Annotated in this window: 25 protein-coding genes and 1 pseudogene; 7 read left to right on the top strand and 19 right to left on the bottom strand. The window is 56.8% G+C overall.

The window, feature by feature from the left end:
- Positions 1–34: 34 nt before the first annotated feature.
- A pseudogene (locus ACIQY3_RS32625) lies at positions 35–939 on the bottom strand (LysR family transcriptional regulator).
- A gap of 102 nt (positions 940–1041) precedes the next feature.
- On the opposite strand from ACIQY3_RS32625, the gene ACIQY3_RS32620 reads away from it, so the two are divergent.
- On the top strand, positions 1042–2217 hold the full coding sequence (locus tag ACIQY3_RS32620; RefSeq protein WP_403028424.1) for an aspartate aminotransferase family protein: 1176 nt from the start codon (positions 1042–1044) through the stop codon (positions 2215–2217).
- A gap of 8 nt (positions 2218–2225) precedes the next feature.
- On the opposite strand, the gene ACIQY3_RS32615 is transcribed toward ACIQY3_RS32620, so the two are convergent.
- Both ACIQY3_RS32615 and ACIQY3_RS32610 read right to left on the bottom strand, forming a co-directional pair.
- A complete protein-coding gene (locus ACIQY3_RS32615) occupies positions 2226–2480 on the bottom strand; it encodes a Txe/YoeB family addiction module toxin (protein ID WP_403028421.1) in 255 nt (84 codons plus the stop codon).
- Positions 2477–2731, bottom strand: coding sequence for a type II toxin-antitoxin system prevent-host-death family antitoxin (locus ACIQY3_RS32610; RefSeq protein WP_403028417.1), 255 nt, complete (start codon positions 2729–2731; stop codon positions 2477–2479). The genes ACIQY3_RS32615 and ACIQY3_RS32610 overlap by 4 nt, the downstream gene beginning before the upstream one ends.
- 314 nt (positions 2732–3045) lie before the next feature.
- Between ACIQY3_RS32610 and ACIQY3_RS32605 the strand changes: the two genes are divergently transcribed.
- Entirely contained in the window at positions 3046–3792 is a 747-nt protein-coding gene (locus ACIQY3_RS32605) for an SDR family oxidoreductase (protein WP_403028415.1), read from the top strand.
- Between the two features lie 43 nt (positions 3793–3835).
- Here the strand turns inward: ACIQY3_RS32605 and ACIQY3_RS32600 are convergent, their stop codons facing one another.
- The 7 genes from ACIQY3_RS32600 to ACIQY3_RS32570 form a co-directional block, all read right to left on the bottom strand.
- Positions 3836–4747 (bottom strand): LysR substrate-binding domain-containing protein, encoded by a 912-nt coding sequence (locus ACIQY3_RS32600; protein WP_403028413.1) that lies wholly within the window; start codon positions 4745–4747, stop codon positions 3836–3838.
- Positions 4748–4810: 63 nt separating this feature from the next.
- The gene (locus ACIQY3_RS32595; protein ID WP_403028410.1) at positions 4811–5395 is read right to left on the bottom strand and encodes a DedA family protein; all 585 of its coding nucleotides are present in this window, start codon (positions 5393–5395) and stop codon (positions 4811–4813) included.
- Complete coding sequence (locus tag ACIQY3_RS32590; RefSeq protein ID WP_403028408.1) at positions 5380–5811, bottom strand: bleomycin resistance protein; 432 nt, start codon at positions 5809–5811, stop codon at positions 5380–5382. Before ACIQY3_RS32590 ends, ACIQY3_RS32595 begins: the two co-directional genes overlap by 16 nt.
- A 13-nt stretch (positions 5812–5824) precedes the next feature.
- Positions 5825–6325 carry an adenylate kinase gene (locus ACIQY3_RS32585; RefSeq protein ID WP_403028504.1) on the bottom strand — a complete coding sequence of 167 codons (501 nt, stop codon included), beginning with the start codon at positions 6323–6325 and terminating at the stop codon, positions 5825–5827.
- Positions 6326–6370: 45 nt separating this feature from the next.
- A complete protein-coding gene (locus ACIQY3_RS32580; protein WP_403028405.1) occupies positions 6371–8272 on the bottom strand; it encodes an alkaline phosphatase D family protein in 1902 nt (633 codons plus the stop codon).
- A 60-nt stretch (positions 8273–8332) separates the two neighbouring features.
- Positions 8333–8584, bottom strand: coding sequence for a hypothetical protein (locus tag ACIQY3_RS32575; RefSeq protein ID WP_403028403.1), 252 nt, complete (start codon positions 8582–8584; stop codon positions 8333–8335).
- Positions 8574–9365, bottom strand: a complete 792-nt coding sequence (locus ACIQY3_RS32570) for a VacJ family lipoprotein (protein WP_403028400.1) — start codon at positions 9363–9365, stop codon at positions 8574–8576. Before ACIQY3_RS32570 ends, ACIQY3_RS32575 begins: the two co-directional genes overlap by 11 nt.
- A 166-nt stretch (positions 9366–9531) precedes the next feature.
- Between ACIQY3_RS32570 and ACIQY3_RS32565 the strand changes: the two genes are divergently transcribed.
- Both ACIQY3_RS32565 and ACIQY3_RS32560 read left to right on the top strand, forming a co-directional pair.
- Entirely contained in the window at positions 9532–10242 is a 711-nt protein-coding gene (locus tag ACIQY3_RS32565; protein ID WP_403028398.1) for a response regulator, read from the top strand.
- Entirely contained in the window at positions 10239–11582 is a 1344-nt protein-coding gene (locus ACIQY3_RS32560; RefSeq protein ID WP_403028396.1) for an ATP-binding protein, read from the top strand. Before ACIQY3_RS32565 ends, ACIQY3_RS32560 begins: the two co-directional genes overlap by 4 nt.
- Positions 11583–11617: 35 nt before the next feature.
- Here the strand turns inward: ACIQY3_RS32560 and ACIQY3_RS32555 are convergent, their stop codons facing one another.
- The 5 genes from ACIQY3_RS32555 to ACIQY3_RS32535 form a co-directional block, all read right to left on the bottom strand.
- Positions 11618–12010, bottom strand: a complete 393-nt coding sequence (locus ACIQY3_RS32555) for a hypothetical protein (protein ID WP_403028371.1) — start codon at positions 12008–12010, stop codon at positions 11618–11620.
- A 162-nt stretch (positions 12011–12172) separates the two neighbouring features.
- On the bottom strand, positions 12173–12394 hold the full coding sequence (locus tag ACIQY3_RS32550; protein WP_403028368.1) for a formate dehydrogenase subunit delta: 222 nt from the start codon (positions 12392–12394) through the stop codon (positions 12173–12175).
- Complete coding sequence (fdhF, locus tag ACIQY3_RS32545; protein WP_403028365.1) at positions 12391–15273, bottom strand: formate dehydrogenase subunit alpha; 2883 nt, start codon at positions 15271–15273, stop codon at positions 12391–12393. Before fdhF ends, ACIQY3_RS32550 begins: the two co-directional genes overlap by 4 nt.
- Positions 15270–16802 (bottom strand): formate dehydrogenase beta subunit, encoded by a 1533-nt coding sequence (locus ACIQY3_RS32540; protein WP_403028359.1) that lies wholly within the window; start codon positions 16800–16802, stop codon positions 15270–15272. The genes fdhF and ACIQY3_RS32540 overlap by 4 nt, the downstream gene beginning before the upstream one ends.
- Positions 16799–17278, bottom strand: a complete 480-nt coding sequence (locus ACIQY3_RS32535) for a formate dehydrogenase subunit gamma (RefSeq protein WP_403028356.1) — start codon at positions 17276–17278, stop codon at positions 16799–16801. Before ACIQY3_RS32535 ends, ACIQY3_RS32540 begins: the two co-directional genes overlap by 4 nt.
- Before the next feature lie 377 nt (positions 17279–17655).
- On the opposite strand from ACIQY3_RS32535, the gene ACIQY3_RS32530 reads away from it, so the two are divergent.
- Both ACIQY3_RS32530 and ACIQY3_RS32525 read left to right on the top strand, forming a co-directional pair.
- Positions 17656–18108: a hypothetical protein gene (locus ACIQY3_RS32530; RefSeq protein WP_403028354.1), complete on the top strand. Its 453-nt coding sequence runs from the start codon at positions 17656–17658 to the stop codon at positions 18106–18108.
- Positions 18109–18120: 12 nt separating this feature from the next.
- Entirely contained in the window at positions 18121–18489 is a 369-nt protein-coding gene (locus tag ACIQY3_RS32525) for a PH domain-containing protein (protein WP_163912214.1), read from the top strand.
- Positions 18490–18640: 151 nt separating this feature from the next.
- On the opposite strand, the gene ACIQY3_RS32520 is transcribed toward ACIQY3_RS32525, so the two are convergent.
- Entirely contained in the window at positions 18641–18943 is a 303-nt protein-coding gene (locus ACIQY3_RS32520; RefSeq protein ID WP_403028351.1) for a DUF3077 domain-containing protein, read from the bottom strand.
- 769 nt (positions 18944–19712) lie between these two features.
- Between ACIQY3_RS32520 and ACIQY3_RS32515 the strand changes: the two genes are divergently transcribed.
- A complete protein-coding gene (locus ACIQY3_RS32515; RefSeq protein WP_403028348.1) occupies positions 19713–21053 on the top strand; it encodes a hypothetical protein in 1341 nt (446 codons plus the stop codon).
- Positions 21054–21238: 185 nt separating this feature from the next.
- Here ACIQY3_RS32515 and ACIQY3_RS32510 read toward each other — a convergent pair whose 3' ends face one another.
- From ACIQY3_RS32510 to ACIQY3_RS32500, 3 genes are all read right to left on the bottom strand, one after another.
- On the bottom strand, positions 21239–21943 hold the full coding sequence (locus ACIQY3_RS32510) for a hypothetical protein (protein WP_403028326.1): 705 nt from the start codon (positions 21941–21943) through the stop codon (positions 21239–21241).
- The gene (locus tag ACIQY3_RS32505) at positions 21940–22740 is read right to left on the bottom strand and encodes a hypothetical protein (RefSeq protein ID WP_403028324.1); all 801 of its coding nucleotides are present in this window, start codon (positions 22738–22740) and stop codon (positions 21940–21942) included. The genes ACIQY3_RS32510 and ACIQY3_RS32505 overlap by 4 nt, the downstream gene beginning before the upstream one ends.
- Before the next feature lie 272 nt (positions 22741–23012).
- Positions 23013–23342 carry a hypothetical protein gene (locus ACIQY3_RS32500; protein WP_403028323.1) on the bottom strand — a complete coding sequence of 110 codons (330 nt, stop codon included), beginning with the start codon at positions 23340–23342 and terminating at the stop codon, positions 23013–23015.
- Between the last annotated feature and the right edge of the window lie 523 nt (positions 23343–23865).

The raw sequence follows: 23865 nt of genomic DNA, 5'->3' as shown, positions 1-23865 counted from the left end.
GTGGAGCAGATTAGTCCATGGGGCATTGGCGCGGCTAGTGCTTGCCCCACATCTGCATGGCGAAGTCGACGAAGCTACGCAGTTTCGGCAAACGGTAGCGATCCTGGGTGTACACCAGGTTCATTGGTCGGCTCGGCAGTTGGTAATCCTGCATCAACGCCACCAGTTTTCCGTCCTTGAGGTCTTGTTCCACCAGCGCATCGGGCACCATCACGATGCCCATGCCGGTTCGCGCCGCTTGATGCAGACCGGCCGAACTGTTGATCAGCATCGGCCCGCTGACCGCGACCATCACTTCGCCTTCCGGGCCGGTCAGGCGCCACTGCTTTTCCACCGAGCGCCAGTCATCGCCTTCCGGGTAGGCGAAGGCCAGGCAGTCGTGGTGTTGCAGGTCTTCGGGTTTTTCCGGGGTGCCCCGGCGCGCTAGGTACGCCGTCGAGGCACACATGGTCAGGGTGTAATCGATGAGTGGGCGGGCAATCAGGTTGGACGGCTCGATAGCGCCCAGTCTGATTGCCGCATCGAAACCGTTTTCCAGCAGGTCCGGACGGCCATTGGTGAGCACGACGTCCAACTTCACCCGTGGACAGCGCAAAGAGAACTCACTGAGTGCCGGCGCCAGCCGTTCTGTGCCGAAGGTCAGCGGCGCGGTGATACGCAGCGTGCCACTCGGTTCATCGAGGGCTTGTTCCGCCAGTCGTCGGAGTCTTCCACCAACCCCAACACTTCGAGACAGCGCTGGTAATACGCGGTGCCAAATTCCGTCAGGCGCTGGCGCCGTGTCGTGCGGTTGAGTAAACGCACACCGAGGCGTTGCTCAAGGGCGCGCAGGTGATTGCCGACCATGGTCGTGGACATTTCGCACTGCAACGCGGCGGCGGTCATGCTGCCGGTTTCCACCACGCGGACGTAAACGGTCATTGCCTGAAATAAATCCATTATCAAGCCCAGCTTTTAAATGATTGAAGTGGCGCAGCGTTTATCCAGCTCAGGTGGTTAACCATACTGCAAAAACACCGACCCTTGCTGGAGCTTGATGTCATGACCGCCGCCTGCCTGATGAGCACTTACCAACCCTTGGCCCTGAGTTTCAGCAAAGGCCTGGGCACGCGCCTGTGGGACCAGGCCGGTCGCGAATATCTGGATGCAGTGGCGGGCGTGGCGGTGACCAATGTGGGCCACTCTCACCCGAAGATTGTCGCGGCCATTAGCGAGCAGGCCGGGTTGTTACTGCATACGTCGAATCTCTACAGCATCGACTGGCAACAACAACTGGCGCAAAAGCTGACCCGGCTCTCGGGCATGGACCGGGCGTTTTTCAACAACTCGGGCGCCGAGGCCAATGAGACGGCACTGAAACTTGCACGGCTTTATGGCTGGCACAAAGGCATCGAGCAACCGCTGGTGGTGGTCATGGAAAATGCCTTTCACGGCCGCACCCTCGGCACCTTGTCCGCCAGCGACGGCCCGGCGGTACGCCTGGGTTTCAATGAGTTGCCGGGGGATTTCGTCAAAGTGCCGTTCGGTGACCTCAAGGCGTTGGACAAAGTACAGCTAGCCCACGGCCCGAGAATCGTGGCGATCCTGATGGAACCCATCCAGGGCGAGAGTGGCGTACAACTGGCGCCGCCCGGTTACCTCAAGGCCCTGCGCGAACTGTGCAATCGGCGTTCGTGGCTGCTGATGCTCGACGAAATCCAGACCGGCATCGGCCGCACCGGCCAGTGGTTCGCGTTCCAGCACGAAGGCATCGTCCCGGACGTCATGACCCTGGCCAAAGGCCTGGGCAACGGCGTCCCCATCGGCGCCTGTCTGGCCCGGGGCCGCGCCGCCGAACTGTTCACCCCCGGCAGCCACGGCAGCACCTTCGGCGGCAATCCACTGGCCTGCCGGGTCGGCTGCACCGTGCTGGACATCATCGAAGAACAGGGCCTGCTGGAAAACGCCCGGCTGCAAGGCGAACGCCTGCTCGCCAGATTGCGCGTCGAACTGGCCGATGATCCGAATGTCCTGGCGATTCGCGGTCAAGGCTTGATGATCGGCATCGAACTCGCCCAACCAATCCGCGACCTGACCCTGATCGCCGCCCGGGATCACGGCCTGCTGATCAACGTGACGCGGGGCAAAACCGTCCGCCTGCTGCCACCGCTGACGATTGATGAGCGGGAAGTGGAGATGATTGTCAGAGGGGTTTGCATGGCAGTTAGGCCGGTCTGAAAATATGCTCAGTAATGATATCTGCACATAACGATCTGTATCGCGCCATCTTCGATCGCATAGACCAAGCGATGCTCCGCTGTAATCCGACGAGACCAGAAGCCGCTCAGATTGTGTTTGAGGGGCTCAGGTTTTCCGGGGCCGCTGAAAGGCTCACGCTGAATCGCTTTGATCAACAGATTGATTCGTTTGAGCCCGGCTTTATCGTTTTTCTGGAACCATAAATAGTCGTCCCAGCCTTCAGGAGTGAACTCGATATTCATTCTTCGATAAGGTGCCTGGCCTTGGTTTTCCCTGCTCGCAGGTTGCCGATCGATTTGATCAAGCGTTCAGCATTGGCTGGGGAGCGGAGTAAATACGCGGTCTCTTCGAGCGCGTTGTACTCTGCTAGTGACATCATCACCACCGGTTCGCCCTTCTGGCGAGTTACCAACAATGGCGCACGATCTTCATTGACCCGATCCATGGTTTCAGACAAGTGTGCACGCGCAGTGGTGTAGTTAATGGTTTGCATGGTGTAGTCCTCGCTCAATGCAAAGAACGTACAGAAATGAGTACATGATGACAAGGCGATACCTACGAGTGGTCATTACGCAGATGACGTATCTGCGCCTGCATTGAGTATCGCCCAAGCTTCGTCGAGACGTTTCTGTGCCTCCTGTAATCCCCTTCCTATAATCCCGCCATCCACCCGCACCCAAGTTTTTCTATCCCGCCCCCACAGATCTTGTGCGTTGTGACCCCAACGGCCGATCGCGATAGTGAATGCACGGCCCAGGCATCTGCCTCGGCGGCCTCACTCAATCGATGACCCTTGGGAGAACGACCATGAAACTGCAAAACAAAGTAGCGCTGATCACCGGCGGCACCTCTGGAATCGGCCTGGAAACCGCCAAGCAATTCCGTGACGAGGGCGCTCATGTAATTGTCACCGGGGTTAATCCTGAACGGCTTGAAGCGGCCACTCAGGAATTGGGCCCTGACGCTTTGGTAATCGCGGCGGACCTGCGCAACACCGCCGATCTGGACAAGGTAATCGCCGCCATCCGCGCTCGCTACGACCACATCGACGTACTGTTTGCCAATGCCGGTGCCGGGACTGCCGCGCCTTTGGAAGCGGTGACTGACGAGCAGATCGACGAGCAGTTTTCCCTCAACTTCAAAGGCATTTTCTTCACCGTTCAGAAAGCTTCACCGCTGTTGGTCAACGGCAGTAGCGTGATCCTGACCACTTCGTTCCTGAACCGTGTCGGCGCGCCGGGCTTGTCGATTTTGTCCGCCAGCAAGGCCGCCGTGCGTTCCCTGGCCTTGACCCTGGGGGCCGAGTTGGCGCCTCGCGGGATTCGCGTCAACGCCATCAGCCCCGGCCCGATCAGCACGCCGTTTCACAGCAAACTGGGGTTGTCGGATGCGGACCTCACCGCCGTCGCGGCGAGCATCGAGTCGCAAGTGCCGCTGGGGCGTTTCGGCGAAGCCAGTGAAATTGCGCGCACCGTGGTGTTCCTCGCCAGTGATGATTCTTCCTTCATGACCGGTTCGGAAATCATCGTCGACGGTGGCATCTCGCACTTCTGATTTGCGTTGTTTCGAATGACCCGAACGGCTCACGCCCGACGGGTCATTTTGCGTGGGCCTGGGCCAGCAACCAGTGCTTGAAAGCTTCGCTGGCGGCCGTAGGCTCAATCCCTTCGCGCTGTACGATGTAATACGCCAATTCGCAGGGCTGAGCCTCACCGAACGGTCGGACCAGTCGCCCGGCTGCCAGATCCGCCGCCACCAGACTGCTTCTGCCCAGCGCTACGCCATTGCCCAAAATCGCCGTTTGCAGCACCGCCGCCGAATCGTTGATCTGCAAACCGCGCCCGGCCTCGATGGCCGCATGCCCGGCATGCTTGAGCCAAATGTCCCAAGTCGGAAACGTCGGGGTGCCACGCATCGAAACATCGTGCAGCAACGGGTGATGCTTGAGAGCTTCGATGCTGGTCAGCGGATGTTGGCCGGTCAGCAGGGAAGGGCTGCACACCGGGAAGAATTCATCGCCCATCAGGAACGTGGTCAGCAAACCGGGCCAATGACCCTGGCCGAAACGAATGCCCAGATCGATGCGCTCGGTGGTGAAATCCACCAGTTTGCCGTTGGTGTCCAGGCGCAATTCGTATTGCGGATACAACGCTTGAAAACCCTCGACCCGCGCGAGCAACCACTTGTCGGCAAACGCCGGCGGCACGGTCACGCTGATGGATGTAGTGGCGTTTCTTGCCTTGAGCTTTTCCACGGCCGAAGCGAGATAGTCGAAACCGGTCTGCAAGTCCGACAACACCGCTCGCGCTTCATCAGTCAGCTCCAGTCGCGCCGGACCACTGCGCGAGCGATGGAACAGCACCACGTTGTGGGTATCCTCCAGGCCTCGCACCAATTGGCCGATGGCGGCGGGGCTAACATTGAGTTCTTCGGCGGCTCGCACATAACTCAGATGTCGGGCCGCTGATTCGAAAGCCCGCAGGGCGTTGAGGTGATTGGGCGCTCTCATGGTTCAAGTTCGCAGACGGGAAAAGTGAGCAATATAGTGCTCCCAAACATTAAGGAGGTGTGATCACTTGGGATGGCGAGCCTTTTGTTTCACCCGCCAATGCCGCACCAGCGCAGTCACCACGGCCAGTACCAAAACCCCCAGCGCAATCGGCAGGCGATAAGGTTTCAAATTCCCCAACATCGTTTCCAGCGCCTCGCCAGCCCAGTATCCGGCGCTGGCAAACACCGTGGCCCAGACCACCGCGCCCAAGGCATTCAGCAGCGAGAACCGCAGCGGCGACAAACCGCTGGCCCCAATCACCATCGGCCCCACCAAACGCATGCCGTACAGAAACCGCACGGCAAACACCGAGGTCGATGGATAACGCGCAATCAACCCCGTCACGCGATCGATCGCCGCTTGTTGTCGATGCAGACGCGGCAGCAGCCGTGCGCCGAAATAGCGTCCGCTCCAGAACAGCAACTGATCCCCCAACATTCCGCCCAGGCTGGCCCAGCCAATAACTGGCCACAGGTGCAACAAGTGTTGATGCGCGGCCATCCCGCCCAGAATCAGAATGGTTTCGCCCTCCAGCAAACAGCCGAAGAACACCGCCCAATAGCCATAAGTGCCGAGCAGGTAGTTGAGATCTATGTGTTCAAACACGGCCGCTCCCCCAGACTTTCCACCAACCGGACCAAATAACCGTCCGGATCCTGTACCAGAAATTCCCGTTGGCCGACTTCTACCGCGTCCGCGCGATACCAGACATCGACGCAGGGGCGAAACAGCGGCCATTGAACTTCGGCCAATCGCTGGAGGAGGGGTTCAACTGAATTGACGGTGATCTGAAAGTTGATGCCGCGACCCAGCGGTGCTTGCAATGGACCGGTCAGCCATTGGCCTTCGTTCGGGTCGTATTGCTCAAGCATCAGTTGAACGCCATTTTGATCGAGGTAGGCAAAACCAACTTCGGGGCGTTCATAGGCGATGTTGAAACCGATCAGCGACGTCCAGAAGTGCAGGCTTTTCTGAATATCGGTGACCATTAATTCGGGGACTAACTTGCTCCGTGCAAACATGACGCATCCTTGTTTAGCGGGGTGGTAACGCATTTATAAATGCCGTGATTTCAGCCCGGCTCGTCAGTTGCAATTTCGAACCGCTGTAACCTTGGAACAAACGCTGATGAGCCTTGAATCCGCTGGACCCATCACGACGACGATAGCTTCCGGCCCATTCCAGTAATGCAATCAGCAACTCATCGTTGGCGCCGCGCCGGGCTTCTCGCTGACGGATTTGGGCGACGCAATCGTCGTCGTCCAGACTCAACCAGATCAGCGCTGTCGCTCGGGGCAACAGTTCGCTGATGATCCAGCCGTAAACCCCTTCGATCACCCAATGTTCTTCACTGGCGGCCACCCGTGCTATTTCCAGGGCTTCATTTCGAGGTCGGGCGATGCTGTGTTCATCCGAAATCCAGTGAATCCGGTCAAGATCAATCCACGGCACATGCCGCCGTTTGGCCAGGTGCCTGGCCAGCCAACTCTTGCCCGCGCCGGAATTACCGATGATCAAGGTTCGGGTGAGGTTCATGCCGGGTTGGCTATTCAATTCAGTGCAGATCCAATGTGGGAGCGGTTACTCCGGCGCAACCATCCGTGTACGCGGCGAGCCATCGGCATTGTGCTGATAGATCTCCCGCGGCTGGCCCTTGTCATTAAACAGCACCTGCCCGATCCCCGCCGAATTCCACAGCCGCTCGCCCGCTTCAGCATGTTCGGGAATGTGCGGGACGATGCGCATGCGTCGGCGTTTGGTCAGCCAGTTCAGCGGAGAACGGGGCGAGTAGAGCCAGCGATTGAGCCGATCAAACCATTCAAGCAGGGCCCGGGGGAATTCATTCTTGATGCCGCTGCTGGTGATCTGCCAGATGCGTGGACCAGCCTTGCGGTGTCGGATCAATACTTCGTAGACGAAGGAATAATGCACATCCCCGGACAGCACCACGTAGTTACCGGGTGTGCGTGAGTGTCGGAAAATATTCAGGATGACTTGCGCCGCGCCGCGATGGGCCATCCAGTTTTCGGTGTCCACCAGCAGCGGAAAACCGCACCAACTGAAAACCCGCTGCACCGTTTCGATCAACTTGACGCCGAAGATCGGCGCCGGTGACACGATGATCGCCGACGGGTGATCCAGCAGTTCCTGTTGCAGCTCGCTGAGGGCTTCCCAGTCCAGCAAACCCGAGGGTTGCTTGAGGTTCATCTCGCTGCGCCAGCGCCGGGTGCGGGTGTCGAGCACCACCAGGGCGGGGGTGGTCGGCAACACGTAATGCCAGTTCTGGAAACGCAGCAATTCATCGATCAAATCGTCCTGAATCGTGCTGTCGAGGTAGCGCTCGGTGGTGCTCAGCGCGCGGGTTTTCTCCAGCACACCGCCGAACGCATCCGGGTTATTGCCCCAGCCCTGGCACAACAGATAAGCGAGCAGGGCGTTGCCGATGATGCGCTTGGAGAACGGATGCCCGTAGGCCGTTTCCTCCCATTGCGCGGAAAGATTCCAGTCGTCCGTAATATCGTGGTCGTCGAAAATCATCAGGCACGGCAAGTGCGCCATCGCCCGGCCCACACCGCCGAGGCCAGCCTTGAAGGCATCGATGCGGGTCTGCTCAAGGGTATAGCGCTTGAGTCTTTCGGGCGTCAGCGCCGGTGGCTTCGGCTCGATCAGCGTCCAGGCGGTGGGCGACCAGACCAGCAGGTACATGGCGATGACTTCGGCGAACGTCACCAGATGATTGTCGGCGCTGCTGCTGGTGAAAATCGGCTTACGGGCACCGCCGAAAAATCGCTCGCGCAAGGTTTCATTGCTCTCAAGCGCCGGTAACAAATCCGCACGATGGTAGTAACTGGCCGGGTGTTCGTAGAGCTTGGCGCTGTCGCTGACCACCGCGCCTTCGAGGTGCTCGTCGAACAAACCGAGGCGCTGGATCAAGGCATGGATCGCCCTCAACATCGGCCCGGCGACATCATCGGCATAGACCTGATCGCCGCTCATCATCAACAGGGCCGGACGCTCGATGGCCGTATGTTCCGCCGCCAATAAGCGATCGACACATAGCAAACCGTCAGCCGCCGGGTGATGCGGTTTACGGCAGGAGCCGTGTAGCAGTTGATCGATTGTTGAGCGCAGGACGAAATTCGGGGATTGGGCATCGCCGTAGAGCAAGTGCGGCGCCCAGTCGGCGATGCCCGAGCCATCAACCAGTAAGTCGTACTCGATCAACGTGTCCCAGGGCAGGGCGATGTCCAGCGGCACGTCGATCAAGTGAATAAAGGCGTGGGTCCCGACGGGGATGACCGTGCATTGGCCGTCATCCAGACTAATATCGCCGATACCTTGCAGACGAATCGTCAGCGACAACGCCCGGGATCCTACAAGCCACATCACCAGCCGCGTAGGCTCCAGACGCCGCAACAACGGCCCGACCAGCACCGGGGGCAGGGATTGGTGATCGTCGGGCAGTGGCAAAGGCATGGACATCCGGTTTCTGGCTACAAAGATGCGCGGGATGATAGCGCAGCGGATGTCAATGAATTGCAATCAGGCATCCGACCTGATGACCCCCCGCTCACCATTCGCCACCAACCACCGAAACAAATCACTCACCGACACCGTATGACTGCGCTCCATCCACCGCACCAGCGCCGGGCCATAGTGTTCGGTGTAGCGGCTCAGCACCAACTCGCGACAGTCCTCCGACAAGCGCAGGGTAATCTCCCGACAGTGCAGATTGGCCTGGTCGTTCTGAGTCACCCGTTGCTGCAGAATCAAACTTTTGCTTTCAGAACCCATCAGCCGGCGCTCCTGTGCATTCAGATTTAGTGGTCTGCGGCGAGCCTTGTTTGCCATCGGCCACGTAAGCCGCACGGTGCTCGGCGACCACGTTGCGTAATGCGCTGTAATAGTCCGGCAGTTTTTGCAGGCTGTCGGTCAGCGGCAAGACTTCCGCGCGGCCATCGACGATGCCGCCGACGGTGTTGAGGGTGGAGAGCGTGTCCACGGTGTCGCTGTTGTCGCCGAACGGATCGACCACAAAACTCAGGACCCGCCCGGCGGCATCGCGGCTGTTGGAGGTGCCGAACAATGGCAGTTCGACGGTTGGGCCGTTGCCGATGCCCCACACGCCGAAGGTCTGGCCGAAGTCCGCGTCGTGACGCGGGATGCCGACCTTGCCGGAGACGTCGATCAAACCGACCACGCCAACCGTGGTGTTGAGCACAAAACGTCCCACGGTATTGACCGAACGCCGCGGGTTGCCTTGCAGCAGGTCATTGATAAACACCTTGGGCTCGCCGAAGTTGGCCACGAAGTTATGCACACCCGCCTGGAAAAAATTCGGCAGGTAGCGATAGCCCCGCGCGACCGGCGCCAGGGCGTATTCGTCGAGCACCCGGTTGAAGGCGAATACCCCGCGATTGAGCGGTTCCGCCGGGTCGTACACCGAGTAGTTGATTTCGGCGCAGGTCACGCTGGCGGTGGACGGCGGCTGGCTGCTGCAACCCGCCAACCCGGCGGCCAGCACGGCAATCGAGGTGTTGCGGGCCAGCCAGGGAGCACACTTGAAAGGCAACATGGATGCAAGTCTCGGGAGGAATTCGCCGAGATGCTGGGCCCCAAGCCTTGCGCAAAGATGTCTGGTTTATTGCGCCGCTGACGCTTTATTGCACGATTGAAATATATGACGGGCCGGCGTGAATGGTTTTAGATGGCGGTTCCATTCGGCCCTTAAGTGACCATCGGTGAACAGCCTGTTAATTGTGGACGATGACCTTGAGGTCCTCGATCTACTGAAAAAATTCTTCGTGCAACACGGTTACAGCGTCGCGGTCGCCACCGACGGCGCGTCGCTGTGGTCGGCCATCGAACGCCAGGCGCCGGACCTGATCATTCTCGACGTGATGTTGCCCGGCGACAGCGGGTTGATCCTGTGTCAGCAACTGCGGATTCGCTACGCCACGCCGGTGATCATGCTGACCGCCATGGGTGAACTCAGTGATCGGGTGGTCGGCCTCGAGCTGGGCGCCGATGATTACCTGACCAAACCCTTCGACGCCCGCGAATTGCTGGCCCGGGTACGCGCGGTGTTGCGCCGCGTAGACGAACGCCAACCGGTATTGCAGGACCGTCCACGGCCGTTGATCGACTTCGCCGACTGGCACCTCGACGTCACGCGCCGTGAACTGCGCTCGCCGGACAACGTGATGATTCCTCTGTCGGCCGGCGAGTTTGACTTGCTGCTGGTTTTCGTCGAACACCCGCAACGCATTCTGACCCGCGAGCAACTGTTGGACCTGGCGCGGGGGCACAGCCATGAGGCGTTCGATCGCAGCATCGACGTCCAGGTCAGCCGCTTGCGGCGCAAACTCGAATCCGACACCAAGCGCCCGGCGATGATTCGCACCGTGCGCAATGGCGGTTATCTGTTCACCCCCAGCGTGACGCGGCGATGAACTGGCTGAAGCGGATTCGTCGGGATACGGTGGCGCGCTGGATCGCGTTGACGATCATCCTGGCCATGCTTATTTCATTGGCGCTCAACGGCTTGTTTATCCAATTGGCCGGTGTGTGGGCGCGGCCGCCGCTGACCGAGATCGGCTTGCTGGAAAAAGCCGCGGCCATCACCCGCGTGATCGAGACCGCCCCGGCGTCACTGCGCAGCCAATTGGCCCGGGCCGTCAGTGATCAAGGTTTCACCGTCAGTTGGCATCTGGATCGGCAGGAAATGAATCTGCCGGCGGTGGAAGATCCCATTTCCCATGACAGCATGAGCATCCTGCAACCGCTGTTTAAATCTGCGGACCGGCGCATCGAAGCCTATGAGCCGTCCGACTGGACGGAGCACCCGGCGGACGCGCATTACGCCTTGGTGATCGAGTTGCCGGACGCGTCGTGGCTGATGTTCTCCGCGCCCTCGCGCAGTTGGGGGCTCGACGAAACACCGCGTTATTTGATCGTTACCCTGCTGGCGCTGATCTCCACCGCCCTGGTCGCACTGATCGCCACCCGCCGCCTCGCCACGCCTTTGCAGCGCTTTTCCGAAGGCGCCCGACGCTTTGGCACGGACTTCCGCGCACCCCCCATCGAACCCCTCGGACCCCAGGAAATCCGCCAGGCCATCCTCGCGTTCAATGCGATGCAGGCCCAGTTGCAACACTTCATTCGCGACCGCACACAAATGCTCGCCGCCATCTCCCACGACCTGCGCGCGCCACTGACGCGGATGCGCTTGCGCGGTGAATTCATCGAAGACACCGAGCAACAGCAACGGCTGTTTCGCGACGTCGATGAAATGCAGGCGATGATCAATTCGGCGCTGGAGTTCTTTCGCGACGATGCGCGACTTGAACCGGCAACTCAGTTTGACCTCGCGGAGCTGCTGCAAACGTTGCTGGATGATTATCGGGATCAGCGGATCGATATTGCGTTTAACGGGCCGCAGCGGCTGGTGTATTTCGGACGGCCGTTGGGGCTGAAGCGCGTGATGACCAATTTGCTGGATAACGCGATCAAGTACGGGAGTGAGCCGGCGGTTGAGTTGATCCCCGGTGACGGGCAGGTGCGGATCAAGGTGTTGGATCGTGGGCCGGGGATTCCGGAGTCCAGTCTTGAACAGGTCTTCGTGCCGTTCTTTCGCATGGAAGGATCGCGTAATAAAAGCACCGGCGGCGTTGGTTTGGGGTTATCGGCGGCGCGGGCGATTGTGTTGGAACATGGCGGGGAGTTAACGCTGCGCAATCGGGTGAAGGGCGGGGTGGCGGCGTTGGTGGTGTTGCCAGTGCAGGTGGGGTAGGGCGCCGGTCAGGCCGGCAGGTTCGGCATGACCACTCAAGATTGCGCTGCATGCAGGAAAGGCGAAAGCAGTAATGCGCCACAGAAAGCCGCAACCAGCCCGGCCAAACCGCCGCCGAGATGCAGCAGGAAGTGTTTCTGCGGCGAGTGGTGCCCTCTGCTGATCAGCTTCCACGTACCGTATCCGGCACCGACCACCGCCAGAAATACAGGAAGCGAGCGGCCAGCGTTTGGATGCACCGTCGAGAGGCCTGCGGCCGTGCCATAGAGAACCAGAAGCAACGAGCCAACCATGAGCCCCGCGAACGCGCCGGCGATGTTGGCAAAGAACAGGTTCCACTCGCCTCTCTGTTTCACCGTCCAGACCCACATCCCTGCCCAGGACCCGAACAGCAACAAAAATATGATTAATGCGTTCATTCCGCTCATTTCTGTGCCTTCCCTTTTTGACGTGTTTCCACTGCGAGTGGACGGCAAGATATCAAACTACCCGCCTCGCGCCACTGGTCCTGTCTAGAAAAGGATTTGCCTTGAACTGAAAAAAAGAAAGCCCCGAATCACTCGGGGCTTATTTTTAAAGACTGTGGGAACCTAGGCCTCCCAACCCGCCCCACTGACTGCCGCTTGCGCCAGCGGGTGCATGTCCGCGCCCTTATGCTCCGTCTGCCAGGCCAGCAATTCCTTGCGCATGCCCGGCGTCCAATACATCTGCAGGTGATTGCGCACACCGAGCACGGCCAGTTGCTGATCCGGTTCGGTGGCGAAGTACTGGGCGATCTGGTTGGCCATTTTGATCAGGTTATCCGTGCTCATCGGCGCACCTCGGCTTTGGCGCCCCGCGCATGCCGGCGGTCTTTCAGCAGACGGTCCTGTTCGTCGCTGAAGGCCTGATAGCGTTTTTGCCATTCAGAAGGGTGGTAGACGCGGCTGACTTCCACGGCGGTGACCTTGTACTCCGGACAGTTGGTGGCCCAGTCGGAGTTGTCGGTGGTGATCACGTTGGCCCCGGATTCCGGGAAGTGGAACGTGGTGTACACCACGCCCGGCGCGACCCGTTCGGTGACCCGCGCACGCAGCACGGTCTGGCCGGCGCGACTGCCGATACCGACCCAATCGCCTTCGTTGATGCCACGGCTTTCGGCGTCGGTTGGGTGGATTTCCAGGCGGTCTTCATCGTGCCAGGCGACGTTCTCGGTACGCCGGGTCTGGGCGCCGACGTTGTACTGGCTGAGGATGCGCCCGGTGGTCAGCAGCAGCGGATAGCGGTTGTTGACCTTCTCTTCGGTGGGCACGTAACCGGTGAGCATGAATCGCCCCTTGCCGCGCACGAATTGCTCGATGTGCATGGTCGGCGTGCCGTCCGGCGCGGCGGCGTTGCACGGCCATTGCAGGCTCCCGTGGCTGTCCAGTGCGGCGTAGCTGACGTTGGTGAAGGTCGGCGTCAGGCTGGCGATTTCATCCATGATTTCTGACGGATGTTGGTAGTTCATTGGATAGCCCAGCGCGTTGGCCAAAGCCACCGTGCCTTCCCAGTCGGCCTTGCCGCCAAGTGGCTCCATGACCTTGCGCACCCGCGAGATCCGGCGCTCGGCGTTGGTGAAAGTGCCGTCCTTTTCCAGGAACGAACTGCCCGGCAGGAACACGTGGGCAAACTTCGCGGTTTCGTTGAGGAAAATATCCTGCACCACCACGCATTCCATGGCCGACAGGGCGGCGGTGACGTGCTGGGTATTCGGGTCGCTCTGGGCGATGTCTTCGCCCTGGCAGTACAAGCCTTTGAAACTGCCGGCCAGCGCCGCTTCGAACATGTTCGGAATACGCAGGCCCGGATCGGGTTGCAAGGTGACATTCCACGCCTGCTCGAACTGCGTGCGTACGACTTCGTTGGAGATGTGGCGGTAGCCGGGCAACTCATGAGGGAAGGAACCCATGTCGCACGAGCCCTGGACGTTGTTCTGTCCACGCAACGGGTTCACGCCGACGCCTTCGCGACCGATGTTGCCGGTGGCCATGGCCAGGTTCGCGATGCCCATGACCGCCGTGCTGCCCTGGCTGTGTTCGGTGATGCCCAGGCCGTAGTAAATCGCGGCATTGCCGGCGTTCGCATACAGACGGGCGGCGGCACGGATGTCGGCCGCGTCTACGCCGCAAATGGCGGCAAGCACTTCCGGCGAGTTCTCCGGACGGCTGACAAATTCGCTCCAGCGCGCGAAGTCGTTACCCTCGCAACGTTCGTCGATAAACGCCTGGTTGAGCAGGCCTTCGGTGACGATGGTGTGGGCCAGGGCGTTGAGCATGGCGACGTTGGTGCCCGGACGCAGGGCCAGGTGCAGTTCGGCGCGGGCATGCACCGAGTCCACCAGATCAATGCGCCGTGGGTCGATGACAATCAGTCGCGCGCCTTCCCGCAAGCGGCGTTTGAGTTGGGAGGCGAACACCGGGTGGGCGTCGCTCGGGTTGGCGCCCATCACCAGGATCACGTCGGCCTGCATCACCGAATCGAAACTCTGGGTGCCGGCGGACTCTCCCAACGTTTGTTTCAAGCCATAACCGGTCGGCGAGTGGCAAACCCGCGCACAGGTATCGACGTTGTTGTTGCCGAACGCGGCGCGCACCAGTTTTTGGACGAGGTAGGTTTCTTCGTTGGTGCAGCGGCTGGAGGTGATGCCGCCAATGGAATCGCGACCGTACTTTTGCTGCAACCGGCGGAATTCGCTGGCGGCGTAGGTCACCGCTTCATCCCAGCTGACTTCCTGCCACGGATCGTTGATGTGATTGCGGATCATCGGTTTGGTGATGCGATCCGGGTGGGTGGCGTAGCCCCAGGCAAAGCGTCCTTTGACGCAGGAGTGGCCGTGGTTGGCCTGGCCGTTTTTGTCCGGAACCATGCGCACCAGTTTGTCGCCTTTCATCTCGGCGCGGAACGAGCAACCCACGCCGCAATAGGCGCACGTCGTGATCACGCTGCGCTCAGGCTGACCCAGTTCGACCACGCTTTTTTCCATCAGCGTTGCGGTGGGGCAGGCTTGCACACAGGCGCCGCAGGACACGCATTCCGAGTCGAGGAAGTTATCGCCACCGGCCGCCGCGACCCGGGATTCGAAACCGCGTCCGGTGATGGTCAGGGCAAATGTGCCCTGGGTTTCTTCGCAGGCGCGCACGCAGCGGTTGCAGACGATGCACTTGCTCGGGTCGTAGTCGAAGTAGGGGTTGGAAACGTCCTTCTTGTCGGCGAGATGGTTGTCGCCTTCATAGCCGTAGCGCACTTCCCGCAGGCCAACCTGACCGGCCACGGTTTGCAGCTCGCAGTTGCCGTTCGCCGAGCACGTCAGGCAATCCAGCGGGTGATCGGAGATGTACAACTCCATGACGTTGCGCCGCAGCGTGGCGAGTTTCGGCGTCTGGGTGTGCACGCTCATGCCTTCAGTGACCGGCGTGGTGCAGGACGCGGGGTAACCGCGCATCCCGTCGATTTCCACCAGACACATGCGGCACGAGCCGAAGGCTTCGAGGCTGTCGGTGGCGCACAGTTTGGGAATCGTGGTGCCGAGCAGCGCGGCGGCGCGCATCACCGACGTACCTTCGGGCACGCTGATGCTGCGACCGTCGATGTTCAGGGTGACTTGCACCTGGCTTTCGCGGGCCGGGGTGCCGAGATCGATATCGGTTTTCGGGTCGAAGAGGGTGATCATTGGTCGGCCTCCGAGGGCTGCAGACCGAAGTCGGCGGGGAAGTACTTGAGGGCGCTGGCCACCGGGAATGGGGCCATGCCGCCCAACGCGCACAGCGAACCGTATTGCATCGTGTCGCACAGGTCCTTGAGGATGATCGCCTGCTCATCGCGACCGCTTTGGTCCGGCGCGGCGAGCAGGCGATCGATCACCTCCACACCGCGGGTCGAGCCGATGCGGCAAGGCGTGCATTTGCCACAGGATTCCTCGGCGCAAAACTGCATCGCGAAGCGCGCCATGTGCGCCATGTCCAGCGTGTCGTCTGCCACCACCACACCACCGTGACCGAGCATCGCGCCCATGGCAGCAAACGCTTCGTAATCCAGCGGCGTGTCGAATTGCGACGGCGGTACCCACGTGCCGAGCGGGCCGCCCACTTGCGCGGCTTTCAGCGGTCGGCCAGTCGCGGTGCCGCCGCCGTAGTCGTCCACCAGTTCGCGTAAGGTCAGGCCGAACGCCCGTTCCACCAGTCCACCGCGACGAATATTGCCCGCCAACTGGAAGGGCATGGTGCCCAGGGAACGGCCCATGCCGTAGTCGCGATAAAACTGCGCACCCTTGGCCAGAATCAGTGGCACCGAGGCCAGGGTCAGCACGTTGTGCACCAGAGTCGGCTGGCCGAACAGGCCCTGCAACGCCGGGATCGGTGGCTTGGCGCGAACGATCCCGCGCTTGCCTTCGAGGGAATCCAGCAGCGCGGTTTCTTCACCGCAGATGTACGCGCCGGCACCGACTCGCACTTCCATATCGAACGCCTGACCGCTGCCGCCGACATTGGCGCCGAGGTAGCCGTTCGACCGGGCAATCTCCAGTGCTTCGCGCAAGGTCGCCACCGCTTGTGGATATTCCGAACGCACATAGATGTAGCCGTAACTGGCGCCGACGGTGATGCCGGCAATGGCCATGCCTTCGATCAGCAGGAACGGGTCGCCCTCCATCAGCATGCGATCGGCGAACGTGCCGGAGTCGCCTTCGTCGGCGTTGCACACAATGTATTTCTGCTCAGCTTGGGTGGCGCGCACCGTGCGCCATTTGATCCCCGCCGGGAACGCTGCGCCGCCACGGCCACGCAGGCCGGAATCGAACACTTCCGTCACGCTCTGCTCGCCGCCAATGTTGACGGCCCTCTGCAAACCTTCGAAACCGCCGTGCGCCCGGTAATCGTCCAGGGACAGCGGCCGGGTGATGCCGGCGCGGGCAAACAGCAGGCGTTGCTGGGTCTTCAGATACGGCAATTCTTCCACCAGGCCCAAGGCCAGTGGGTGCGCGGACGGCTCGCCTTGCAGCGCATCGAGCACAGAAGGCACATCGGCAGCGGTCAGCGGGCCGAAGCCGATCCGACCTTGCGCGGTGTCGACTTCTAATAGCGGTTCCAACCAGTAGAGGCCACGGGAACTGGTGCGTTGCAGGTTCTGACCGGCAAGGGCCAACGCCACCTCATCGGCACCCACGGCGCGGGCCAGGGAATCACTCGGCAAATAGAGGCTCATACGTCCTCCCGGCAAGCATCGAGCAAGGCATCCAGCCGCTCGGCACTCAGCCGCGCATGCACCTTGCCATCCAGCTCCAGAGCCGGCGAACAGGCGCAGGCGCCGAGGCAATACACCGGACGCAAACTGATGCTGCCATCGGCGCTGCTGCCGTGGTCGTCCAATTGCAGGCGGTCGCGCAATTGCGCGGCGAGCTGCTCGGCGCCGCGACTTTTGCACGACTCTGCACGGCACAGTCGCAGGATATGCCGGGCTGGCGGCGCGGTGCGGAAGTCATGGTAAAAGCTGATCACCCCACGAATCTCGGCCTGACTCTGGTTGAGGGCGTGGGCAATCTCGGGAATGGCATCATCGGGGATGTAACCGATGCCCTCCTGAATTTCATGGAGGATCGGCAACAGAGCGCCAGGGGAGCGTTTATGGCGCTCCAGCAAGCTGTTGACCATCGGCAGGTGCAACAACATCTCATCAGGCATACAGCATTCCTCACGGTCACGGACAAACCAGAAGGTCGTCGGTTGTCCGAAAGTGTCGGCTGCGGCGTTCACACCACGTCACGGTATCGTGGCATTTTTGGCCGTTGGCCAGGCACCCTGAGCGGGCATCTTGTTAGGCCCGGTACGGTCTTCGCCGCACCTCTTCAGGGCATAAATTGCAGCTTGCCACGCTGGCATCGGTTCAACTGCACAAAAGCGACGTGCTCGGTTCTTTCCGCGACCACCCGTTAAGTCTAGAAGAGCACTGACGAAGGCGCGCACTGTCTGAAATGTTTTGTGGCAGAAGCACTGCACACACGCCGACTAGAGTGAACGTACGATGCCGTTTGGCGTGACCTGATCGCAAAGGAGTCAACATGAAGAGAGCTATCCTGCCGGCGCTGGTCATCCTGATCGCCGCCCAATCCCCGGCCTACGCCATCAACGACAAATACCGCAAACAACTCGAGCAATCCGGCTGCACCCAAGTCAGCGAAACCCAAGGCTGCGACATCCACAAAACCAAAGCCGAAAACGCCAAGGCCGGCTTCACCAACCCAGCCACCGACAACCCCGGCACCCAAACCCCTTATGCCGGGCAGTGGGTGGCCAAGAGTGAAGCGGGCGCGACGGTGGCCACCATTCGCATCGATGCCAAAGAACAGGTGTGGGTCAACGGCAAGCGGGTCAACGCCAAGCGCACTGACGGCACGCTGCAGTTTCGCCAGGGCAAGATTGTTTTCACTATTCAGGGTGATCGGCGATTGCAAAATCAGGACTATTGGACCGACAGCGATGCAGGGACCAAAGGACCGATCCAAATTGCATAACAGGAGCGACACATGATTGATTTCAACAACAAAGGCTTCTTCAAACTCAAGCAAAACGAAGAATATGCCGAACGCGTTGCCGACCTTTTGCTCAACGGGGAACAGGTCATTGACTCCTACAAATCCATGCGCGACGGCGTGGTCTTCACCAACAAACGCATCATCGCCGTCAACGTGCAGGGCATCACCGGCAGCAAGAAGGACTTCACCTCACTGCCGTACAAAAACATCGTCGCGTACTCGGTGGAAACGTCCGGCACGTTCGACCTGGATTCCGAACTGGAGATCTACTTCTCGTCGCTGGGCAAAGTGAAATTCGAATTCACCGGCAGGACATCGATGGTCGAAATCTCAAAACTCATCTCCCAACACGTCCTCTGACCCCAACACGAAAAAGCCCCGAAAACTCGGGGCTCCAACTAACTAAACACAATCCAAAATGTGGGAGCGAGCCTGCTCGCGAAGGTGCCAGCCCAGCCAACACCAATGCTGAACCTACTACGACCCTCCCAGACAACCCGCTCCCCCGTTTCTACTTCTCCGCCGCCCGCTTAGGCGGCACCGTAGAATCCCGCCCTCGCGTCAAAACCTTCACCGCATCATCAACCAACGCCTTACTCATCGACGTCAAATAATGCGCAGCCCAAGCATGACGGTCAGTGTCCCTATCGAAGGCAGCCTCTTCAGTAAGCGACTTAGCCAAACACAGAAAGTCAGAAGCCATGGACAACGCATCACCCAGCGGCACATCGCGAGTGACGTGGAACAGCGGTTGGTCTGCACAGTAAATGGCCGGGGTCAGGCCGATGGTTTTGAGTTCGGTTGGATCGATCATTGGGCTTCTCCGGTGATGGAGAGGCGATGGGGTAGGGCGGGTGAGGCGTTACGCGAATGGGGATTGCGTAGAGGGGAAAGGCAAAATTTGTACGGATTGCTGGTGGTAGTCATGGTTAACGTCCTTGATATGAGGAGCTGCCACGTTCGTTTCCACACGAATGGGTGACAGCTGTGCGCGGGGTGGAAAACCGGTAATCAAGGAAACCGGCACGCCCGAAGACGTCCCACGCACAGCCGCCATAACTCACGCCGCAGGCATAAAAAAAGCGCCGGCAAACGTGATGGGGGCGCTGTTGCGCCTTGATTTACGCGGGTTTCCACACCCGGCCGCTGAATTGGCAGCGACGGTGGAAAGGGTAGCGCGCGGACCTCTTTCCTGCAACCTCGCCTAGCAACGATAAGAGAAGTGGGATGTGATCCCTCCTTGTTGGGGAATCATTCAATCAGCTCCTTTTTTGGCTTAATCCTGCTGCAAGTAGACGGCAAGATATGAAGATAGTAGCTTCGTGCCACTGCCTCCTTCACGTATAGAACCACGCCATATTTGCTACCGTCGCTGCTATGCGTCTGTCTGTTGCCCTCACCGTCAAGCTTAGGGGCTTTTATTTTCGGGGTTCGAGTGACGAGTACGAGGAGTAAAAGCGAGTCGCTGTGTTGGAGGGGGCGAATGCATCAGACCTTTGCAACGGAGATTTAGTAAAAACGTGTTTCTGGCGATTTAAGGTTGTTCGAAGAAGACAGGAAATTAAATAAAAAGGAGTGCGTAGTTGAGAGTTGAATTGCTAGTTTTGATACCGGGGGCAGAGTCTTTTTGTATGAGTAAAAAGGCGTTGGTAGAGTTTTTGAAAGTAGATGCTCTAATTGAAATTTCAGGCCAGAAAATATCGTATAAGCGTACTCTGAAATCTAAAGAGATAGTCAGTGCTAAATTTCGGATTGATACTGACTTGGTGAAGTCAAAGCAAGAACGATATTTTACGCTTACTCTTGAGATTTCAGAAGACGCTAATTTGGACGAGTTTAACGAGTTGTGCGATCGGTTGCGTTCCATAATTGAGAGGATCGTTCCGGGAAAAACAACCATAAATACATTATGGGATGATATTGGAAGAGCGTATGCTGAAAAGTCTTACCCCCTAATAAATGAGGTTGAAAATCTCATGAGGCGGTTAATTGCTAAATTCATGTTGATTAATGTGGGTGTGAACTGGTCGAAGGATACAATTAATCAAGATTTGGTTAAGAAAATTAACAGTTTTGGTGAGGATGAGCCGCATACTAATGATTTGTTTAAGCTCGATTTTATTCACTTGAAAGAGGTTTTGTTTGAGAAAAAGCGAGATATTTCGTTAGATGAGCTGGATAGGATTTTAAGTAAAACAGTTTTTTCTGCTAGCGATCAAGAATTAATTCGAAGATATATGCCAAGATCGAATTGGGAGAAATATTTTTCAACGCTTATCGATGAGCCTGAACACAGTATTGATACGAAATGGGAGTTGCTCTATAAATTGCGTAATAAGGTTGCACATAATCGCAACGTTAAGAAAGAAGACTTCGAGAAAATAAAAGGTTTGTGTGGAGGGCTTAAGTCGATACTGGCCAGTGCTTCTGCTAAATTAGGCGAAATTGATATTGACGAAGCTGACCGAGATCTATTGATTTTTTCATATGGTACGGAATCCCATCAGATACTGGCGTTACTATCTGAAAGAGCAGTGGCAGACTACTATTCGAAACTTGGTTATATGATTGATTTTCCTAGATTGAATGATTTTGATGTTGATTTTGTTGCATCTGTACATGGTGAAAGTATTGGTGTTGAAGTTAAGTTTTTCCGTGCTGAGCTTCCACTCTCTGCAATGCGATCAATTATTAGAAAGCAATCTCAGCAAGTTCAGTATGCATTAGCGAAAAATGGATTTGATAGATGTCATGCAGTAATTGTTTTTAAGGGAGGGGGAGATGCTCGTAGTGAAGCTATTGTTGAGTTGCTGTCTTCCATTACAGAAGAGCTGGATCCTCGTATAGAATTCAAGATTTGTCGCCTCGATGAATACGAATCATTGGGTTTGTATCAGGAAGTTATATTGGCTCATAATTTATAGCAGGTATATGAGTCGAATAGGTCGGCCGGGGAGAGGTTGTTTCAAGTGGCACGAGGTGCGTATCTTGATTGAGGGCTGTTTATATGTGGTTTAAAGGGCGACTTTATGTCATGTAAGGGGCTTAATAATAGAGGTTTACATGTTCTGTTGGGTATGTAGTGAGCGACATTTTTAAAGTAGGAATGCTAGCGGTAGCCTTCGAGAAGGTTAGTAATACCGTTTTTGGTAAAGAAATTAGCTTTTTCGAATGGCTTTAATATTGGCCAGTCCGTGTGCAGTTTTGCGATACATATTATATATAGCACGGGGAGTGGTGTTAGTTTTGTGGCGAGGCTTACATACTGTTCTTGCTTCCCTTCTGGTGCGCTCTCATTTATAAATCCAAATGCGGTAGAGAAAGATTTTATCGTGCTATATATAATGTCTCCATATAGATCTTCAAGATTTTCGATTATATCATTTGGGCTTTCACCTTTTTTCTTTCGGGAAATGAAAGATTCTTCTATGAGGGAAATAGCTCTGGAGCCGTAAAAACTTTGTTTGTGTTTGGTTATTTTTGAGTTTTTACAGTCTTCTAGGCAAAGGTTTATTAGGTTAAAGAAAGAGCTTTCGAATATCTGTGTTTTAATTAGTAATCCTTGTTCTCTTACTGTTCGTTTCGCGTCTTCGGCACTTTCCTCTGCTGCGGTTGTAGCTTTTCGTTGTAGGGATAGGGTTTCGATAAGTAATATTGTTGATATGAATGTCAGGATCGGATTTATATTGCCTCCAATAAAGTCGCCTAGTGTGCCAAGCGAGCCCGCATTTATCTCTTCTTTCGCGAAATAGAAATAGATAAAATAAAGAATGCATAGCAGCGTGGAAATTAATATTGCTATATCTCGTTTCATTTTGCAGCTAGAACTTTGTGTAAAATAAAGAATTTTGTGCTACCGTCATTAATAGTCACGCGAGTGACTTCGACGATTACAGGCTTGAATTCATCCGCAGCTACACCCTGTAGGCTGTCAATTAGTGAGCGCTTCACTACTTTTGATAGTTTCATGTCTGGTATGAAGCTGTAGGATTCTTCATCTATATCAGTAATCAGTCTTCCTGTGCCTGTTCGGGCATTAAACCGGCTGATACCAACTACTAGCTGTTCTCGTGCGGGGCTGATTATTTCTTCTTCAAGATATTCAAGAGATTTTTTATTGAACGTAGCTATAGGTGTTTGTGCGACGAATAATGTTGCTTTGTAACCTTGTTGTTTTACAGGTCCATGAACCTCCTTTAGAGAAGGGAATAATCGATGTGTTATATCCTCGCTAAAATACATTCGCTCAAACGTATTTTTAGAGCCTCGGCGAGTTAGTTCAATTGGTGTGCCAATGGCTTCATGGATGGCGTGTTTTAAAAGTTCTATGTAGCTTTTCGGTGAAATGGTATTGATTTTGCTTATCGTTTTTGGGTCGGTAAAAGTTATCTTGAATCTTTGTTTGAAAGATCCTTCGAAGCTAGACTTGAATGTGCTTTTAAAACCTTTTGCTGCGTTGGTTTTAGAGATGTATTTCTCATTAACTATGCCGTGTGTAGCAATTACTATAGTCTCGGCAACACCTTGCAACGAGCGTGAACCATAGTACATATCCAGGCCTGTGAACTTTTTCTCGTCCGAATCATAAAGTATAGAAAAATCGAACTCCATTTCAGATGCATCCTTATATTTTTTGATTTTGTATCATGGCCAAAAGCTACCTATCTTCTATCAACGTGTCTAGGCCAAAGAGGTATTATTTTTACTCTGGATGTATTGGTCATTGTTGGTAGGGAGATAATCAGCGAGCATCCTCCAGACCAAAGAGCGCTAGGTGATCATGTGATGAGGAGTGTTTGAGAGAAAAGAGTTACAGGCAAGACCTAGCGACCAAAGTCGATGCATGGATGCGATGTGCCAGGCTTGTAGCGGGGTTATCTTCCTCACTGAATTGCTTTCAAATAATCCCGAAGGGCAACAACAGGTGTGTTGAGCTGCTCCATCGTCCGCGCATCACCGAAATCAGCAGCCAACCGATGCAACTCCCGCCCAAGCGGCTTATCAACACCACCGATAGCCTCCAACGCCAACCCAACACAATGCATCACCCGAAACCGAATCCCCTCAACATCCCCCCGCCGCACCAACAACCCAAAAACCTCCCGCTCATAATCACTCATGATTGGATCATCTCGCAGAATCGGGCTTTCCCCCTCCCGCTCATAAGCCAGCTTGAGGGCGAACAGGGCAACGGTTTCCAGGTGCAATTCCATTGTGTGAATCCTTGATTCGTTGGCCGAGCGGTTTGGTTTTTGGCGCCTCAAGGGCAAGATCAAAAGATCGCAGCCTTCGGCAGCTCCTACGGGGTGGTGGGGTGTCAGGCACTTTATCGTGGGCGAAAAAAAAGGCCTTGCTAAGCAAGACCTTTCTTAATTTTGGTGCCCGAGGGAGACCGAAGGGCACCATATAAATCAAGGCTTGCAGCTGGATTATATGATCAGGGATACAAGTAGGGATACAAATCGTAAGCCGCTAGAAACCATGGTATCCCAAGCGTTTCCCATCACACTCAGTTTCCGTAGGCGCCATAGTGCTGTCCAGCGGATTTCAATCGTTTGATATCAAGGAGCGGATGACCGTACAGAAAGCTCGGAGAAACTTCGTCCTTCGGTTTATCGGGACGTGAATGTTCGTGCATAGGTGTTGCCGCTGACCGAAAACTGACCCAGTAGAGGCTGTTCTGCCGACTGAAAACTGACCCAGGTGTTCAACTGCTTCTGCTCACTTTTCGAGCAG

It is taken from the genome of Pseudomonas sp. NPDC096950 (assembly GCF_044762525.1).
Lineage (GTDB): Bacteria > Pseudomonadota > Gammaproteobacteria > Pseudomonadales > Pseudomonadaceae > Aquipseudomonas.
This window is presented reverse-complemented; position numbering and strand designations above follow the sequence as displayed.

What these genes read in the sequence shown, in the direction of transcription:
- ACIQY3_RS32610 (WP_403028417.1), bottom strand. Translation starts at nt 2,731, where the DNA reads ATGCAAACCATTAACTACACCACTGCGCGTGCACACTTGTCTGAAACC.
- ACIQY3_RS32560 (WP_403028396.1), top strand. Translation starts at nt 10,239, where the DNA reads ATGAACTGGCTGAAGCGGATTCGTCGGGATACGGTGGCGCGCTGGATC.
- ACIQY3_RS32535 (WP_403028356.1), bottom strand. Translation starts at nt 17,278, where the DNA reads ATGCCTGATGAGATGTTGTTGCACCTGCCGATGGTCAACAGCTTGCTG.
- fdhF (WP_403028365.1), bottom strand. Translation starts at nt 15,273, where the DNA reads ATGATCACCCTCTTCGACCCGAAAACCGATATCGATCTCGGCACCCCG.
- ACIQY3_RS32510 (WP_403028326.1), bottom strand. Translation starts at nt 21,943, where the DNA reads ATGAAACGAGATATAGCAATATTAATTTCCACGCTGCTATGCATTCTT.
- ACIQY3_RS32580 (WP_403028405.1), bottom strand. Translation starts at nt 8,272, where the DNA reads ATGTCCATGCCTTTGCCACTGCCCGACGATCACCAATCCCTGCCCCCG.
- ACIQY3_RS32555 (WP_403028371.1), bottom strand. Translation starts at nt 12,010, where the DNA reads ATGAGCGGAATGAACGCATTAATCATATTTTTGTTGCTGTTCGGGTCC.
- ACIQY3_RS32600 (WP_403028413.1), bottom strand. Translation starts at nt 4,747, where the DNA reads ATGAGAGCGCCCAATCACCTCAACGCCCTGCGGGCTTTCGAATCAGCG.
- ACIQY3_RS32550 (WP_403028368.1), bottom strand. Translation starts at nt 12,394, where the DNA reads ATGAGCACGGATAACCTGATCAAAATGGCCAACCAGATCGCCCAGTAC.
- ACIQY3_RS32505 (WP_403028324.1), bottom strand. Translation starts at nt 22,740, where the DNA reads ATGGAGTTCGATTTTTCTATACTTTATGATTCGGACGAGAAAAAGTTC.
- ACIQY3_RS32525 (WP_163912214.1), top strand. Translation starts at nt 18,121, where the DNA reads ATGATTGATTTCAACAACAAAGGCTTCTTCAAACTCAAGCAAAACGAA.
- ACIQY3_RS32540 (WP_403028359.1), bottom strand. Translation starts at nt 16,802, where the DNA reads ATGAGCCTCTATTTGCCGAGTGATTCCCTGGCCCGCGCCGTGGGTGCC.
- ACIQY3_RS32585 (WP_403028504.1), bottom strand. Translation starts at nt 6,325, where the DNA reads ATGAACCTCACCCGAACCTTGATCATCGGTAATTCCGGCGCGGGCAAG.
- ACIQY3_RS32575 (WP_403028403.1), bottom strand. Translation starts at nt 8,584, where the DNA reads ATGGGTTCTGAAAGCAAAAGTTTGATTCTGCAGCAACGGGTGACTCAG.
- ACIQY3_RS32615 (WP_403028421.1), bottom strand. Translation starts at nt 2,480, where the DNA reads ATGAATATCGAGTTCACTCCTGAAGGCTGGGACGACTATTTATGGTTC.
- ACIQY3_RS32570 (WP_403028400.1), bottom strand. Translation starts at nt 9,365, where the DNA reads ATGTTGCCTTTCAAGTGTGCTCCCTGGCTGGCCCGCAACACCTCGATT.
- ACIQY3_RS32605 (WP_403028415.1), top strand. Translation starts at nt 3,046, where the DNA reads ATGAAACTGCAAAACAAAGTAGCGCTGATCACCGGCGGCACCTCTGGA.
- ACIQY3_RS32530 (WP_403028354.1), top strand. Translation starts at nt 17,656, where the DNA reads ATGAAGAGAGCTATCCTGCCGGCGCTGGTCATCCTGATCGCCGCCCAA.
- ACIQY3_RS32520 (WP_403028351.1), bottom strand. Translation starts at nt 18,943, where the DNA reads ATGATCGATCCAACCGAACTCAAAACCATCGGCCTGACCCCGGCCATT.
- ACIQY3_RS32590 (WP_403028408.1), bottom strand. Translation starts at nt 5,811, where the DNA reads ATGTTTGCACGGAGCAAGTTAGTCCCCGAATTAATGGTCACCGATATT.
- ACIQY3_RS32500 (WP_403028323.1), bottom strand. Translation starts at nt 23,342, where the DNA reads ATGGAATTGCACCTGGAAACCGTTGCCCTGTTCGCCCTCAAGCTGGCT.
- ACIQY3_RS32620 (WP_403028424.1), top strand. Translation starts at nt 1,042, where the DNA reads ATGACCGCCGCCTGCCTGATGAGCACTTACCAACCCTTGGCCCTGAGT.